At 64.3% G+C, this 15,045-nt stretch carries 14 protein-coding genes; 8 read left to right on the plus strand and 6 right to left on the minus strand.

Annotation, left to right across the window (positions count from 1 at the left end):
* Positions 1–4: 4 nt before the first annotated feature.
* From CK221_RS05070 to speB, 4 genes are all read right to left on the minus strand, one after another.
* Positions 5–649, minus strand: coding sequence for an amino acid ABC transporter permease (locus CK221_RS05070; protein ID WP_066999193.1), 645 nt, complete (start codon positions 647–649; stop codon positions 5–7).
* Positions 646–1,314: an amino acid ABC transporter permease gene (locus CK221_RS05075; protein ID WP_066999196.1), complete on the minus strand. Its 669-nt coding sequence runs from the start codon at positions 1,312–1,314 to the stop codon at positions 646–648. The genes CK221_RS05070 and CK221_RS05075 overlap by 4 nt, the downstream gene beginning before the upstream one ends.
* 88 nt (positions 1,315–1,402) lie before the next feature.
* Positions 1,403–2,203 (minus strand): transporter substrate-binding domain-containing protein, encoded by an 801-nt coding sequence (locus CK221_RS05080; RefSeq protein ID WP_067323996.1) that lies wholly within the window; start codon positions 2,201–2,203, stop codon positions 1,403–1,405.
* Positions 2,204–2,391: 188 nt separating this feature from the next.
* Positions 2,392–3,447 carry an agmatinase gene (gene speB / locus CK221_RS05085; protein WP_066999201.1) on the minus strand — a complete coding sequence of 352 codons (1,056 nt, stop codon included), beginning with the start codon at positions 3,445–3,447 and terminating at the stop codon, positions 2,392–2,394.
* 214 nt (positions 3,448–3,661) lie between these two features.
* Between speB and gcvA the strand changes: the two genes are divergently transcribed.
* From gcvA to CK221_RS05125, 8 genes are all read left to right on the plus strand, one after another.
* Positions 3,662–4,645: a transcriptional regulator GcvA gene (gene gcvA / locus CK221_RS05090; protein WP_095776924.1), complete on the plus strand. Its 984-nt coding sequence runs from the start codon at positions 3,662–3,664 to the stop codon at positions 4,643–4,645.
* Positions 4,646–4,943: 298 nt separating this feature from the next.
* Complete coding sequence (pncB, locus tag CK221_RS05095) at positions 4,944–6,248, plus strand: nicotinate phosphoribosyltransferase (protein WP_095776925.1); 1,305 nt, start codon at positions 4,944–4,946, stop codon at positions 6,246–6,248.
* 100 nt (positions 6,249–6,348) lie between these two features.
* Entirely contained in the window at positions 6,349–7,740 is a 1,392-nt protein-coding gene (locus CK221_RS05100) for a hypothetical protein (RefSeq protein WP_095776926.1), read from the plus strand.
* A gap of 258 nt (positions 7,741–7,998) precedes the next feature.
* Positions 7,999–9,303 (plus strand): ABC transporter substrate-binding protein, encoded by a 1,305-nt coding sequence (locus CK221_RS05105; RefSeq protein ID WP_095776927.1) that lies wholly within the window; start codon positions 7,999–8,001, stop codon positions 9,301–9,303.
* A gap of 107 nt (positions 9,304–9,410) precedes the next feature.
* Positions 9,411–10,292, plus strand: coding sequence for a branched-chain amino acid ABC transporter permease (locus tag CK221_RS05110; RefSeq protein WP_095776928.1), 882 nt, complete (start codon positions 9,411–9,413; stop codon positions 10,290–10,292).
* Positions 10,289–11,251 carry a branched-chain amino acid ABC transporter permease gene (locus CK221_RS05115; protein ID WP_095776929.1) on the plus strand — a complete coding sequence of 321 codons (963 nt, stop codon included), beginning with the start codon at positions 10,289–10,291 and terminating at the stop codon, positions 11,249–11,251. The genes CK221_RS05110 and CK221_RS05115 overlap by 4 nt, the downstream gene beginning before the upstream one ends.
* The gene (locus CK221_RS05120) at positions 11,248–11,976 is read left to right on the plus strand and encodes an ABC transporter ATP-binding protein (protein WP_067324686.1); all 729 of its coding nucleotides are present in this window, start codon (positions 11,248–11,250) and stop codon (positions 11,974–11,976) included. The genes CK221_RS05115 and CK221_RS05120 overlap by 4 nt, the downstream gene beginning before the upstream one ends.
* The gene (locus CK221_RS05125) at positions 11,969–12,697 is read left to right on the plus strand and encodes an ABC transporter ATP-binding protein (protein ID WP_095776930.1); all 729 of its coding nucleotides are present in this window, start codon (positions 11,969–11,971) and stop codon (positions 12,695–12,697) included. Before CK221_RS05120 ends, CK221_RS05125 begins: the two co-directional genes overlap by 8 nt.
* 89 nt (positions 12,698–12,786) lie before the next feature.
* On the opposite strand, the gene CK221_RS05130 is transcribed toward CK221_RS05125, so the two are convergent.
* Together CK221_RS05130 and pncA are read right to left on the minus strand one after the other, a co-directional pair.
* Positions 12,787–14,187 carry a sodium:proton antiporter gene (locus tag CK221_RS05130; protein ID WP_095776931.1) on the minus strand — a complete coding sequence of 467 codons (1,401 nt, stop codon included), beginning with the start codon at positions 14,185–14,187 and terminating at the stop codon, positions 12,787–12,789.
* Positions 14,188–14,245: 58 nt separating this feature from the next.
* Complete coding sequence (gene pncA, locus CK221_RS05135; RefSeq protein WP_095776932.1) at positions 14,246–14,860, minus strand: bifunctional nicotinamidase/pyrazinamidase; 615 nt, start codon at positions 14,858–14,860, stop codon at positions 14,246–14,248.
* Positions 14,861–15,045 lie beyond the last annotated feature (185 nt).

A 15,045-nucleotide genomic window follows, 5' to 3' on the forward strand; every position in this document is an offset into this window, starting at 1 on the left:
ACCTTCAGTGTGCGGCGACACGCTCAAGCCGCCGCGCATATTGCGTCAGCGGGAAGCACATCACGAAGAAGATCAGCGCCACCAGGCCGTAGACGGTGAACGGCTCGAAGGTCGCGTTGTTGATCGCGTTGGAGGTCCTGACCAACTCCTCGAAACCGATGATCGAGGTCAGGGCCGTCGATTTGATCAGCTGCACCAGGAAGCCGACGGTCGGGGCGCGCGTGATGGCGAAGGCCTGCGGCAGGATGATCAGCCTGAGTTCCTGCAGATAATGCAGTCCGAGGCTGGCGCCGGCGTCCCACTGGCCGCGCGGCAGCGCATCGACACCGCTGCGCCAGATCTCGGCGAGATAGGCGCTGGCAAAGAAGGTGAGGCCGAGCGCCGCGGCGGTCCATGGCTCGATGCGCAGCCCCAACATCGGCAGGCCGAAGAACATCAGGAAAAGCTGCATGAGGAGCGGCGTGCCCTGGAACAGCGCGATATAGCCGGAAGCGATCCGCTTGATCCATTTGTTCTTGGCTATGCGGAAGAACAGCACGACCAGCCCGACCAGCGCGCCGCCGACGAAGGCCGCAAGCGACAACAGCACCGTCCAGCGCGCGGCGAGCAGAAGGTTGCGCAATATGTCCCAGAGGGTGAATTCGATCATGACACGCCGGCTCCGAGTGCGCGGCGTCCGCCGCTGACCAGCAGCCGGCGCAGCCCCATCGACAGGCCGAGATAGACCATGGTCACCACCAGATAGGTTTCGAAGGCGCGGAAGGTGCGCGCCTGCAGCATGTCGGCCTCGTAGGTCAGTTCACGCACCGCGATCTGCGACACCACGGCCGATTCCAGCATCATGATGACGATCTGGCTGGTCAGCGCCGGATAGATCACTTTCAGCGCCTGCGGCAGCACGATCTTTATGAACACCTGTCTGGGCCTGAGCCCGAGCGCAAGTGCTGCCTCCGTCTGCCCGCGCGGCACCGCGTCCAGACCCGCGCCGACGATCTCGATCGTGTAGGCCGCCATGTTGAGCGTCATCGCCAGCATGGCGGCCAGGATCGGATCGAGCCGGATGCCGAGGCTGGGCAGGCCGAAGAAGATGAAGAACAGCTGCACCAGGAACGGCGTGTTGCGCATCACTTCGACATACCAGCCGATCGCCAGCTTGAGCGGCCTCGGGCCGTTCCGGCGGCCGGCGGCGCCCAGGATGCTGAGGAAAGTGCCGGCCAGCGTGGTGACGACGATCAGAAGCAGCGTCATCGCCGCGCCGCGCGCGATCGCGCCCGCTGCACCCGCAAGCCAGCCGAAGTCGAGGCTGTAGCCCATCGCGATTGGCCCTGTTGGAAAGCGTGTAGCGCAAGAAGCAAGTACGGGAGCGGTTCAGCGCTTCATGCGCGCTGAACCGCTCCGGGGATCAATCCTTGAGGTTGTCGGGATTGAGCGGCGTCTTCAGCCAGGCCTTCGAGCTCTCGTCCAGCTTGCCGTCCGCCAGCATCTTGGCGACCGCATCGTTCACCGCCTTCTTCAGCCTGTCCTCGTTCTTGTTGAGGCCGATATGCGAGGGCGAGGTCAGCAGCTGGAACTTCTGCTCGGGCTTCAATGCAACCTGCTTGGCCAGCACCTGCGCGCCGACATCGTTGCCGACCACCATCAGCTGCGTCTGTCCGGAGATGAAGGCCTGGATGACGGAATTGTAGTTGTCGAAGCGGCGGATGTCGGCCGAGGCGGGCGCCGCCTGGGTGAGCGAGGTATCCTCCAGCGTGCCGCGATTGACGGCGATCGACTTGTCGGCAAGGTCGTCCTTGCCTTTGACGGCAAGCTCGGCCGGGCCGATGACGGCGATGTAATAGGGTGCGTAGGCGGCGGCGAAATCGATCACCTGCTCGCGCTCCTTCGAATAGCCGACGCTCATCAGGATATCGACGCGCTTGTCGGTGAGATACGGGATGCGATTTTGGCCGGTGACGCTGACGAGGTTCAGCTTCACCTTCAAGGAATCGGCGATCGCCTGCGCGACGTCGATGTCATAGCCCTTGATGCTCATGTCGGCGCTGGCCGAGGAAAAAGGCGGGAAGTCGGAGAAGATGCCGACATTGATGGCGCCGGCCTTGGTGATGTCATCGATGGCGTCGGCCTTGGCCTGCGAGGCAAGACCGGCGGCGCCGAGCATGATGAGTGCCGCAAGTGCGGATTTCAGTGTGTTGCGAAGAGTCATTTTAGTTCCCCTGCTGGAAGCTTGTTGTTGAAACCGGCCGCCGGCTCCAGCGCGACGGCCGTACTGGTCAGCAATTCCAGGAAAAGCGGGAAGCGGTCTACGCTTGGCGACTTCGCATAGCTTCCGTCCGGAATTGCGTAAAAACGAAGCGGTTCGCCGTTTCCATGAAGCGGTGAAGCGCTCTCGTGTCAGCCCTTCTTGATTGCCGGGCTGAACACCATCAGGCTCAGGATCTCGAACAGGACTTGCGCGCCGACATGGGCGGTGTTGGTGGTCGCGTCATATTGCGGCGCCACCTCGACGACGTCGCCGCCGACGATGTTGAGGCCCTTCAGGCCGCGCAGCAGCTCGAGCACCTCGCGCGTCGTCAGCCCGCCGACCTCAGGCGTGCCGGTGCCCGGCGCGAAGGCCGGATCGATGCTGTCGACGTCGAAGGAGATGTAGGTCGGGCCGTCGCCGACGATCTTCCGCGCCTTCTCGACGATGGCGGGGATGCCGAGGCCGGTCACCTCCTCGGCGTGGACCACCGTCATGCCGGATTCATAGGTGAACTCCCACAGATACTCGGCCGAGCCGCGAATGCCGATCTGGATCGTGCGGGTGGGATCGAGCACGCCGTCCAGGACCGCGTTGCGGAACGGTCCGCCGTGGTGGAACTTGGTCATGTCGAACAGCCCACTGGTGTCGCAATGGGCGTCGATGTGGATCATGCCGACGGGAGCCTGCTTACCGACCGCTTTCAGGATCGGATGGCTGATCGAGTGGTCGCCGCCGACCGAAAGCGGCAGCACGCCGGCGTCGACGATCTGGTTGGTGCGCTTTTCGATGTCCTCATGGCTGATCTCCAGCCGGTAACGGCTGCGGAACGGCGTGTCGCCGATGTCGGCGACGCGCAGCTCATGCGTCGGCGCGCATTCCAGCACGTGATTGTAGGGGCCGATGCGCTCGATGGCGCGCAGCGCCCGCGGCCCGAAGCGTGAGCCCGGCCGGTTGGTGACGCCAAGGTCCATCGGCACGCCGATCATCGCCACTTGCAAGTCGCCGAAATCCGGATTGTCGGCCGCCACCTGCCGGTACGGCGCGGCAAGGAAGGTCGGGATGCCGGAATAGGGCGCCAGCCGGGTGCCGCTTTTGCTGAAGATCTTGTCGGCGACCTTGCGGAATTTCGGATCGAACATCTCGCCGCCATGGCTCTCGCCATATTTGCGGCGCAACGCTTCGAGCTTGCCGCGATCGTAACCCATGTCCGGTCCTCCTCCGTGACTGCTTGCAGCGCGGCGGCTGCACCGACGGCTGCCAAGCCAGCAGTCATCCGGCTGATCGTTGCCCGCCGGCGCCTGCGAAATCTACGTCTGTTGAGCTGTTCCGGGCAAAAGTGTCGGGCAACTGTATTGAAAAATCAATTGATATTGTTAGGGTCTTTGCTGTGAGAAAATCTCACAAAGTCGGGAGCTGTCCTTGGCCAAGCGCTTGCCGCCGTTGAACCCGCTGCGCGCTTTCGAGGCGACGGCGCGACATGCCTCGCTGACCAAGGCGGCGGGCGAGCTCAACGTCACGCATGGCGCGGTCAGCCACCAGATCAAGGCGCTCGAGCAATCGCTCGGCGTAAAGCTTTTCCAGCGCGCGGGTCAGCGCGTGAAGCTGACGCCGCACGGCGCTGAGTTCCTGCCGGCGGTTTCGGCGGCCTTCGACGGCATCGCCGCCGCGACGCAGCGCATGACACGCCCCGCAAGCACCGGTGTGCTGTCGGTGTCCTGCGTGCCGGCGCTGCTCTTGTTGTGGATGACGCCGCGGCTCGGCTCCTTCACCGCGCAATATCCCGACATCCAGCTGACGCTGATCCCCTCCAACGACGCCAGGGACATCCGCGCGCCGCACATCGACGTCTGCGTGCATTATGGCGATGGCAGCTGGAGCGACTGCTGGATACGCAAATGGTCGGGTCTCGAGCTGTTTCCGGTGGTCAGCCCGACGCTAATCAACAACCGCCCGATCCGCAGCGTGCGCGACCTTGCCGACCACGTTTTCCTGCATGGCGACGACGGCCGCGAGTGGCACACCTGGCTGGCCGCCGCCGACGCGCTCGATCTGGAGCGCGGCCGCCGCCATCACCTCGGCGACGCGCGCATAGCGGTGGAGGCCGCCGTCCACGGCCACGGCGTGGCGCTCGGCGATTCCGTGACCGCGCGCGCCCTGCTCGCCAGGGGCATGCTCGTCGCGCCCTTCGCTTTGTCGGTGCCGGCGGTCGATGACTTCTATGTCGTCTGCCGCAACGAGATGCGCTCGGCGCCGATCGTCCAGCTTTTCATCGACTGGCTCTTTGCCGAAAAGGAGCAGGACGAGGGCCGCGCCGATGCGCCGGTCGCCGGCCGTGTGCCGAGCCGCCGGAAGCGCCCGGCGCTCAAGGTGATCGGGGCTAGAGCGATTCCAGGAAAAGTGTGAGCGGTCTTCCGTCCGGAGATGCGCGTCAACAACAAGAAAGCCAAGAGCATTTCGCGGTTTCCGTGCAACGCTGGAATGCTCTGGCGCAGTGTCATGATCGCTGGACTTGCATAGCTGGTTTTTGTCGGGCCAGCTTGCAAAGCAGGAAGCGCTTTCAAAAATACAATGCTAAGACCGCAGCTGGTTAACAATTCCGGGAGCTGCGCGGCGGTTTTCCGTCCGGAGTGCTTCATAACAGGGACTTGAGGCGCCGCGCTTGGAATCACGCAAGCGCGACGCGTTTTTTGGGTGAGCAGATATGGCACGAACCGATATAGCGCGGCGCGTCTACAACCACACCTGGAAGCTGGACCCCATCGTCCGCAGCCTGCTGGACACCGATTTCTACAAGCTTCTGATGCTGCAGATGATCTGGGGCATGTACCCCAAGGTCGACGCCACTTTCACGCTGATCAACCGCACGACCTCGGTGCGGCTCGCCGACGAGATCGACGAAGGCGAACTGCGCGAGCAGCTCGACCACGCTCGCACCTTGCGCTTCTCCAAGAAGGAGATGATCTGGCTCGGCGGCAACACCTTCTATGGCCGCAAGCAGATCTTCGAGCCGGAATTCCTCGCCTGGCTGGAGGATTTCCGCCTTCCCGACTATGAACTCACCAAGCGCGACGGCCAGTACGAACTGTCCTTCCCCGGTCCCTGGATGTACACCACGCTGTGGGAGATACCGGCGCTCGCCATCATCAACGAGCTGCGCTCGCGCGCCGCCATGCGCTCCTTCGGCCAGTTTGCGCTCGACGTGCTCTACGCCCGCGCCAAGGCCAAGATGTGGGCCAAGACCGAGCGGCTGAAGGCACTGCCCGGCATCCGCATCTCCGATTTCGGCACCCGCCGCCGCCACTCCTTCCTGTGGCAGCGCTGGTGCGTCGAGGCGCTGAAGGAAGGCATCGGCGAGGCTTTCACCGGCACGTCGAACGTGCTTCTGGCCATGGACAACGACCTCGAGGCGCTGGGCACGAATGCGCACGAGCTGCCTATGGTGTTTGCGGCACTTGCCAATTCCGTTGAGGAGCTGAGGCAGGCGCCCTACAAGGTGCTGCAGGACTGGCAGCGCTATTATGGCGGCAATCTGCTGATCGTGCTGCCCGACACGTTCGGCACGGCCGCTTTCCTGCGCGACGCGCCGGACTGGATCGCCGACTGGACCGGCTTCCGCCCCGACAGCGCGCCGCCGATCGAAGGCGGCGAGAAGATCCTCTCCTGGTGGCGCGAGAAGGGCAAGGATCCGAAACAGAAGCTGCTCATCTTCTCCGACGGGCTCGAGGTCGAGACTATCGAGGAGACCTACAAGCATTTCCGCGGCAAGGTGCGCATGTCCTTCGGCTGGGGCACCAACCTCACCAATGATTTCGAAGGCTGCGCGCCGACCGAGACCAGCAGCCTCGACGCCATCTCGCTGGTCTGCAAGGTCAGCGAAGCCAATGGCCGGCCGGCGGTCAAGCTCTCCGACAACCCCGCCAAGTCGACCGGCGATGAGAAGGAGATCAAGCGGTATTTGCGCATCTTCGGCGAGAAGGGGCGGGTGGAGCAGCTGGTCAAGGTGTGAGGGGTCGCCATCAGTGACCAGTGCTGATCCGGCTTTGTCACTCGAGACAGCGAGCCTCGATCGGCCGGGTTCCTTCGCCGTAGGGTGTAAGCCTTCGGGGTTGGCTTGCTTAACCACCGCCTTTGCCCTCCTCCCCACCCCCGCCTTCGCCCACGCCTCTGACCGCGGCCACGTCCTGCTTCTTCCCACGGGCTACTACATCGCTGGTGGCGCGCTTGCGGTGGCTTTCAGCTTTCTGACGCTGGCGCTGCTGCCGCCCGCCGCTCTTGACCGCTTCTGGCGCCGACGCCTCTCTTTGTTAACTGTCAGCGACCACCCGCGCACCGTCCTCAGCCTGCTTTCCCTTGCCGGCTTCGTGCTTCTCATCGCCACCGGCCTGTTCGGCAGCCGTGATCCACTCTCCAACCCCTTGCCTCTGGTGATCTGGACGCTGCTCTGGGCCGGTTTCACGCTGCTGCAGGGGGTACTTGGCGATCTCTGGTCCTGGCTCAACCCGTGGTACGGCCCCTGGCGCGTTGCATCTCGCGTCTTCAGCCTTCGCACTGACGAAGCCGAGCCATCGCTCCTTCCCAAGTGGCTCGGCTACTGGCCGGCGTTCGTCCTGTTCTTCGGCTTCGCCTGGTTCGAGCTCATCGATCCCGCGCCCGACGATCCGTCGCGCCTGGCCTTCGCCGCCGGCATCTACTGGCTGCTCAGCTTCGCCGCCATATGCGTCTTCGGCTACGAAGACTGGAGTCGGCGCGGCGAATTCCTGACCGTCTTCTTCTCCATGGTCGCCCGCTTCGCGCCTTTGCAGCGCGAGAAAGGCCGGCTCCACCTCGGCTGGCCCGGTGCGAAGCTGCTTTCCGCCTCGTCGCTGCCGGCAAGCGGCACGGCGTTCCTGCTGCTGGCGCTCTCGTCCGTATCCTTCGACGGTCTTTCCAAAACCTTCTTCTGGCTCGGCCTGTTCGGCGTCAATCCGCTGGAATTTCCCGGTCGCACCGCGTTGATCGGCATCGGCAGCTTTGGCTTGGTGCTGACATTCATCTTGTTGGCGGCCGTGTTCGCGCTTGCCGTTTCACTCGGCCAGCGCCTTGCCGGCGACGGGCAACCGTTCGAGAAAGCCGCCGGCCTCCTGGTTTGGTCGATCGTGCCGATCGCGCTCGCCTACCACATCGCCCACTACCTCACGGCGCTGCTCGTCGACGGCCAATACGCGCTGGTCGCTTTGTCCGACCCGTTCGCGCTCGGCTGGAACCTGTTCGGCACCGCCGACAGGATGGTCGAGGCGGGCGTTGTCGCCGGCGCCGAGTCGGCCTGGTGGCTGTGGAATCTGCAGGCCGGCGTCATCATCGCCGGCCATGTGCTGGCGGTCCTGATCGCACACGGCCTAGCCTGGCGACTCCACCCGCAGCCGTCGCGCGCGGCGCTCAGCCAGCTGCCGCTGACGCTTCTGATGATCGCCTACACCATATTCGGCCTATGGCTGCTTGCTACGCCGACGGCGGGATGAGACAAGGGCCCGTCATGACGCGCGCATGACCCCGAAAATCGGGTTCGATTTTCGGAAAGGATCATGCGGAACATGAAAGTGCGCCAGCGTCCTTTGCGCGTCCCCTAGAGGACGCGCGGCGGCGCTGGAGTGGAAGCTCGCTTGCCACGTCACGGCTTTGGTGATTTAGTTTGTACACATGCAATTTTCGCGTCCTCCGAGCGCGGAGGATCGAGCCGCCTTATCGCTGGTCAAAAAACTGAAAACAGGGGAACGGACATGGCTGACAAGAACGGATTTTTCGACCTCTCCAAAAGCACGCTTTCCCGCCGCACAGCGCTGAAAGGCATCGTCGCCGGCGCCGGCCTGGCGCTCGCGCCCGGCTTCGTTCGCTACAGCCAGGCGCAGAGTTCGGCGCCGATCAAGATCGGCTTCCAGTCGCACCGCACCGGCATCGGCGCCGCCTACGGCCGCTGGTACGAGAAGACGAGCGCTGCCGCCGCCAAGGCGATCAACGATGCCGGCGGTATCAGCGGCCGCAAGGTCGAACTGGTGATCGAAGATGACGGCACCGATCCCGCCCGCGGCGCCGAGGTGGTCGGCAAGTTCGCCACGCAGCACAAGACCGACATCGTCTTCGGCACGCTGTTCTCGCATGTGGTGATCGGCTCGGCGCCCGCCGCCGGCGAAAACAAGATCCCCTATTTCGTGGTCAGCGAAGGCCACCACGTCGCCTCGACGAAGCTCAACCGCTACGTCTTCCAGCCCGGCATCACCGACGTGAAGAGCCAGATCCAGTCGATGGCGCCGTGGATCGCGGCGAATGCCGGCAAGAAGGTGACGCAGATCTTCCCCGACTTCGCCTTCGGCTACGACCATCGCGACTATCTGCCGCCGGCGTTGAAGGCGCAAGGCGCCGACGTGATCGCGCAGATCGCCATCCCGCCGACGGAGTCGTCCTTCACCAAATACTTCCCGCAGATCCCGGCCGAGACCGAGGTGATCTACCACGTCATGGTCGGTCCGGCCGTGCTCACCTTCGTCAAGGAACTCGGCGAGTTCTACGGCTCGCAACGGCCGCAGCTCTTCGGCTTCATCGACTCCCTCGAAGCCGTCGACATCAACAGCCCCGGCCTCGAATTCCTCGACGGCAGCCATTTCTGGGAAGGCTCGCCGCGCTACGCGCAGCCCGATGACTCCGCCGCGCAGAAGGCCTATCGCGCCGCCGTCGGCATCGACGACAATGGCGCCGCCGTCGGCGACCCCAAGGACGTCTCCACCGCCGCCCACATGTTCGGCTGCTGGGAGACGCTCTATGTCGTCAAGAAGGCGATGGAGGATGCCGGCTACAAGGGGCCGGAAGACCGCGCCAAGCTGGTCGAGGCAACCGAAGCGCTGAAGGAATTCGCCGAAGGGCCGGAGCATCCGCAGGGTCCGAAAACCTTTAACGGCAAGATCCACCAATGCTTCGGCATCCAGAACATCTCCAAGGTCGAAGGCGGCAAGCTGAAGGTCGTCCACAAGACCAAGATCGAGGACGGCCTCTACGAGCCGGAAGGGGATTACACGACGCAAGCGCTGTGAGCTTCGACGTTTCACCGAGCGTGAGCGCCAAGCCACCCCCCTCTGTCCTGCCGGACAGCCCGGCAGGGCAGTGGGGGGTGCCTCGCGCATCCGCCGGTATCTAGCCCATGCACTTCGGACCCCACCTCCTGCTCGCCGCCCTGGAAGGCCTCGTCACGTCCGCCGTGCTGGCGCTGACGGCGCTTGGCCTGTCGCTGGTGTTCGGCGTCATGCGCATCGTCAATGTCGCGCATGGCGAGTTCTTCATGCTGGGCGCCGTGCTTGCCTGGGCGATCTCGACGGCGATTTCCGGCCATCCCGCGGTCGGCTTCGTCGCCGCGCTGGTGATTGCGCCCTTGCTGGTCGGGCTGGTCGCGTTTCTTGCCGAATGGCTGGTGCTGCGCCGGCTGAACTACAATCCCGAAGGCACCATCGTCGCCACCATCGGCATGCTCTATATCATCCAGCAGCTGGCGCTGACCTTCTACGGCCCGGAAGCGCGCCCGGTCGAGCCGCCCTTCAACTACCGCATCCTGCTGCCGTGGTTCGGCTATTCAGGCTACAAGCTCTCGGTCATTGCCGCCTCCGCGGTTCTGCTGGTGATCACCTGGCTGGTGCTGACACGGACGAAAATCGGCCTGATCATGCGCGCCACCCAGTATGACCGCGAGACGGCGCAGGCCTTCGGCATCCCGGTCGAGCGCGTCTATGCCGGCGTGTTCGCCATCGGCGCCATGCTGGCGGCGATCGCGGCGGTGCTGATCGTGCCGATCAGCCAGGCGCATTACCTGATGGGACAGGACCCGCTGCTGTTGTCCTTCATCGTCGTCATCATCGGCGGCCTCGGCTCGCTGCGCGGCACCGTGGTCGCCGCCATCCTGATCGGCCTCTCCGACGGTATCGTCTCGGTGTTCTTCTCGCCGACCTTGGCCAAGATCATCGCCACGCTGGTGGTCGCCATGGTGCTGGTGTTCCGGCCGCAAGGCCTGTTCGGGACGGCGGCGCGATGAAGGATGCTTCGCCGGCGAAGATCTACGCGCTGCATATCGGCGTCATCGCGCTCCTGTTCGCGCTGAATTTCGTCCTGCCCGATTATCATCAGGGCCTGTTCGCGCGCATCATGGCGCTTGCCGTCTTCGCCATGGGCTACAATCTGCTCTTCGGCTATGTCGGCCTGCTCAGCCTCGGTCACGCCATGTTCTTCTCGGCCGGCCTCTATGGTGCCGGGCTGGCTGTCTATCAATTGGGCTGGGGCGTGCCGGAAGCCTTCGTTGCCGGGGTTGCCTGCGGCGCCCTGCTTGCCTTGGTCATCGGCCTGCTCGCGCTGCGCACATCGGGTGTGGCCTTCATGATCGTCACCATGATGTTCGCGCAGGTCTTCTATCTGCTCATCCTTTATTTCGCCGCCTGGACCGGCGGCGATCAGGGCCTGGTCATCCAGCAGCCGTCGAGAATAATCGCGATCGGCGGCGCATCGCTCGACCTGACCAATCCGACTGTGCGCTACATGAGCGCTCTGGCGCTGTTCTCGGTCGTGCTGCTCATCACGCTTGTCCTCGTTCGCTCCCGCTTCGGCCGCGTTCTGGTCGCCATTCGCGAGAATGAGGAGCGCACGAAGATGCTGGGCTACGACACCGTCGCCAACAAGCTCGTCGCCGTCATTGCCTCGGGCGCCATCTGCGCCGCGTCCGGTGCCGCTTACGCGCTGCTGTTCGGCTATATTGGATCGAGCTTCGCGTCGGTGCAGTATTCGATCCTGCCACTGCTCTGGGTGCTGCTCGGCGGCGCCGCGACCATTCTCGGGCCGCTCATCGGCACGCTGTTCATGTATTATGTCACCGACATCACCAGCGGCTTCACCTCCGCTTATCTTTTGATCGTCGGCGTGGCGCTGATCCTGCTGGTGCTCTTCTTTCCGAAGGGGGTTCTGGGCAGCGTCCGCCAGCGCTGGCTCGGATGGCTGCCGTGATGCCGCTGCTCACCACCAAGGGTCTTTCGCGCCGTTTCGGCGGCCTGCGCGCCGTCGACGGCGTCGATTTCGCGCTGATGCCGGGCGAAATCCGCGCCATCATCGGCCCCAACGGCGCCGGCAAGACAACTTTCGTCAGCCTGCTCAGCGGCCGCATCCAGCCGTCCTCCGGCATGATCGTCTTCGACGGCGCCGACATCACGACCATGCCGGCTTACAAAAGGGTTCGCCTCGGCGTTGCCTACACTTTCCAGATCACCAGCGTCTTCGCCAACCTCACGGCCTACGACAATGTCGCGCTGCCGGTGCAGCGCACGCTGACCGACGGCCGCTCGAAGGGGCAGGTGAGGAGCGGCGTCATGGCGGCGCTGGAACGCACCGGCCTCGCCGACCGCGCCGGCACCCCGGCCGGCCAGCTTTCCTACGGCCACCAGCGTCTGCTGGAGGTGGCGATGGGCCTGGCGCTGAGGCCGCGCCTGTTGATCCTTGACGAGCCGACGCAAGGGCTGGCCGACAGCGAGATCGACAATTTCGTCCTGCTGGTGCGCGAGATCGCCAAGCATGCCACCGTGCTGCTCATCGAGCACAACATGCCGGTGGTCATGCAGCTTGCCGATCGCATCACCGTCTTCAATTCGGGAAAGATTCTCGCTGAGGGCACGCCCGAGCAGATCCGCGCCAATGCCGAGGTGCAGGATGCCTATCTCGGAGCGACCCATGGCTGATCTCCTCGGCACCGAAAGCGGGCTGCTCGCCATTTCGGGCCTCGACTGTTTTTACGGCGAGGTGCAGGTGCTCTACGGGCTCGACCTTGCCCTCAACAAGGGCGAAGTGCTTTGCCTGTTCGGCCGCAACGGCGCCGGCAAGACGACGACGCTGAAGGCGATCATGGGGCTGGTTCCGGCCGCTGCCGGTTCGATCAGACTGGCCGGCAAGGAGCTGACCGGGCTTGCCGCGCATGACGTGCCGAAGACGGGCGTCGCTTATGTGCCGCAGGGCCGGCGATTATTCGCCGACATGACGGTGGCGGAAAACGTCGAGATCGGCCTGATGGCCCGCGGCAAGGGCAAGGCGACGCGGGAACGCGTCCTCGACCTTTTCCCGCTGTTGCGAGAGCGCTTGAAGCAACGCTCCGGCACGCTTTCCGGAGGCGAGCAGCAAATGCTCGCCATGGCGCGTGCGCTCTGCCTCGAGCCGCAGGTGCTTCTTCTCGACGAGCCCACCGAAGGGCTGATGCCGTCGATGATCGCCAAGATCCGCGAGACGGTGGCGAAGCTGCGCGATCTGGGCGTCTCGACGATCCTGGTCGAGCAGCGCGTCGACGCCGTGCTGTCGGTCGCCGACCGCATCTCATTCATCGAGAACGGCCGCAACCGCGAGACGGTCGATGTCGAGGAACTGCGCGCCGACCCCTCCGCGGTTCGGCGCTATGTAGGCGTGGGCTGAAGGTCACTGCGAAGCAGCGGGAGCTGGCGCCGACCCCCACCCGGACCTGGCCCGACCTCCCCACAGGGGAGGTAAAGCTCTGCACCGTTTCACCTAAAAAACAAAAACCCCGCGATCAAAAACGTCGGGATCAGCACCAGGCCGGACCACGCCATGTAGCCGAAGAAGCCCGGCACCTTGAAGCCGCGATGTCTGGCGATAGCAAAGACCATGAAGTTCGGCGCATTGCCGATATAAGTGTTGGCGCCCATGAACACGGCGCCGGCCGAGATCGCGGCGAGCGTGGAGGCCGCCTCCGTCATCAGGTGCCTGGCGTCGCCGCCGGCAAGCTCGAAGAACACCAGATAGGTCGGCGCGTTGTCGAGGAAGGACGACAGCGCTCCGGTCAGCCAGAAATAGGCGAGATCGTCGGGCTGGCCGTCCGCCGAGGTGACCAGCGAAACCAGCGGCGCCAGCGCGCCGTCGGGCCCGGCTCTCAGGATGGCGATAACCGGCACGATGCAGATGAAGATGCCGGCAAACAGTTTCGCCACCTCGGCGATGGGCCCCCAACTGAAGCCGTTCGCTTCCCTGTGGTTTTTGTACGAGACTTTGAGCGACAGAAAGGCCAGCGCCAGGATGATCGCGTCGCGGACCAGGTTCTGCAGTTCCAGGCCGATGCCGAGGATCGGGATGCTGATGCCCGGCTTCCAGCTGGCGGAAAGCAGGATCGCACCGATCACGCCGGCCAGCAGCGGCAGGTTGGCGAGACCCCGCAGGCGCACCTTCGTGTCCGGTGTCGGGTCCTTGATCTTCGGCAAGCCGCCCTCGCGGCGATGCAGCACGATGTCGAGCGCCAGGAAGATGATGAGCACCAGTCCGCCGGTGAACAGCGTCTCGCGCCAGAGATTCGCGGTCGTCCAGAAGAAGTCGACCCCGCGCAGGAAGCCGACGAAGAGCGGCGGGTCGCCGAGCGGGGTCAGCGAGCCGCCGATGTTCGAAACCAGGAAGATGAAGAAGATCACCACATGCGCGTTGAACGGGCGGTTGTCGTTGGCGCGCAGCACCGGCCGGATCAGGATCATCGAGGCGCCCGTCGTGCCGATGACCGAGGCAAGGATTGCGCCGATCAGCAGCAGGCCGGAATTGACCAGCGGCGTGCCGTGGATGTTGCCGGCGACCAGGATGCCGCCGGAAATGGTGAACAGCGCGAACAAAAGGATGATGAAGGACAGATATTCTGTGAGCAGCGTGTGCAGCACCGCCTCGCTTGCCGCCGGCATGCCGAAAGCGATCGCCAGCGGAACCACGGCAAGTGCCGCCCACGCGGCGGCGATCTTGCCGTAATGATGCTCCCAGACATGATGGAACAGGAGCGGCCCGGTCGCGATCGACAGCAACAGGCCGGCAAAGGGCAGCGCCCACCAGAGCGACATCGCCGCGCCGGGCAGCTCATGCGCCTCGGCTGCGAAAACCGGTTGTGGCAAGGCGAGAAGGAGTGCGGCCGTCATGGTTGCCGCCAACACCTTCGCCAATGTCGCAAAGCCCCCTCGATGCCTCACGGCGCGGTCAGTCCGAAAGGTGATCTTCGAGCACCACCCCGGCCTCGCGCATCCGTTTCAGCATCGTGCCGACCGAGCCGTTGAGATCGATGCCGCGGCAGGCATCCAGCCGCACCGTCGTCTTGAAACCTTGCTTGGCGGCATCGAGTGCCGAGAAGGCGACGCAGAAATCGGTGGCCAGGCCGACCAAGGTGATGGTGTCGATGCCGCGCTCCTTGAGATAGCCGGCAAGGCCGGTTGGGGTCGTGTGGTCGTTCTCGAAGAAAGCCGAATAAGAGTCGATCGCGGTGCGGAAACCCTTGCGGATGACCAGTTCCGCCTTGGTCCAGGCGAGCCCGGAATGGAAATCGGACCCAAGGCTGCCCTGGATGCAGTGATCCGGCCAAAGCGTCTGCGGCCCGTAGGGCATCTCGATCGCTTCGAAGGGCTGCTTGCCTGGGTGGCTGGAAGCGAAGCTCGAATGGCCGGCCGGATGCCAGTCCTGCGTCAGGATCACGTGATCGGTCCGCCGGATCAGGTCGTTGACCAGCGGCACGATCTCGTCGCCGCCGGCCACGGCCAACGCGCCGCCGGGGCAAAAGTCGTTCTGCAGGTCGATGACGATGAGCGCTTCGTCGGCCATGCGGCCTCCCTTCTTTCTCGGCTTGGGCCCCAGTTGACGCGACCGGACACGGAACCTTGACCAGATGGCCGGCTGCGTCAACCTCCACCGGCATAACAAAGCCGTGGCCGACCACTTCGCTTTGACAATCGCGGCGAAGTTGATATCATTTGCATACGAATGAATTTGCCCGGCTGGACGGCGGC

This window comes from Mesorhizobium sp. WSM3868 (assembly GCF_002294785.1).
Taxonomy (GTDB): Bacteria; Pseudomonadota; Alphaproteobacteria; order Rhizobiales; family Rhizobiaceae; genus Mesorhizobium.

What these genes read in the sequence shown, in the direction of transcription:
- CK221_RS05070 (WP_066999193.1), bottom strand. Translation starts at nt 649, where the DNA reads ATGATCGAATTCACCCTCTGGGACATATTGCGCAACCTTCTGCTCGCC.
- CK221_RS05075 (WP_066999196.1), bottom strand. Translation starts at nt 1,314, where the DNA reads ATGGGCTACAGCCTCGACTTCGGCTGGCTTGCGGGTGCAGCGGGCGCG.
- CK221_RS05080 (WP_067323996.1), bottom strand. Translation starts at nt 2,203, where the DNA reads ATGACTCTTCGCAACACACTGAAATCCGCACTTGCGGCACTCATCATG.
- speB (WP_066999201.1), bottom strand. Translation starts at nt 3,447, where the DNA reads ATGGGTTACGATCGCGGCAAGCTCGAAGCGTTGCGCCGCAAATATGGC.
- pncB (WP_095776925.1), top strand. Translation starts at nt 4,944, where the DNA reads ATGGCACGAACCGATATAGCGCGGCGCGTCTACAACCACACCTGGAAG.
- CK221_RS05105 (WP_095776927.1), top strand. Translation starts at nt 7,999, where the DNA reads ATGGCTGACAAGAACGGATTTTTCGACCTCTCCAAAAGCACGCTTTCC.
- CK221_RS05110 (WP_095776928.1), top strand. Translation starts at nt 9,411, where the DNA reads ATGCACTTCGGACCCCACCTCCTGCTCGCCGCCCTGGAAGGCCTCGTC.
- CK221_RS05115 (WP_095776929.1), top strand. Translation starts at nt 10,289, where the DNA reads ATGAAGGATGCTTCGCCGGCGAAGATCTACGCGCTGCATATCGGCGTC.
- CK221_RS05125 (WP_095776930.1), top strand. Translation starts at nt 11,969, where the DNA reads ATGGCTGATCTCCTCGGCACCGAAAGCGGGCTGCTCGCCATTTCGGGC.
- CK221_RS05130 (WP_095776931.1), bottom strand. Translation starts at nt 14,187, where the DNA reads ATGACGGCCGCACTCCTTCTCGCCTTGCCACAACCGGTTTTCGCAGCC.
- pncA (WP_095776932.1), bottom strand. Translation starts at nt 14,860, where the DNA reads ATGGCCGACGAAGCGCTCATCGTCATCGACCTGCAGAACGACTTTTGC.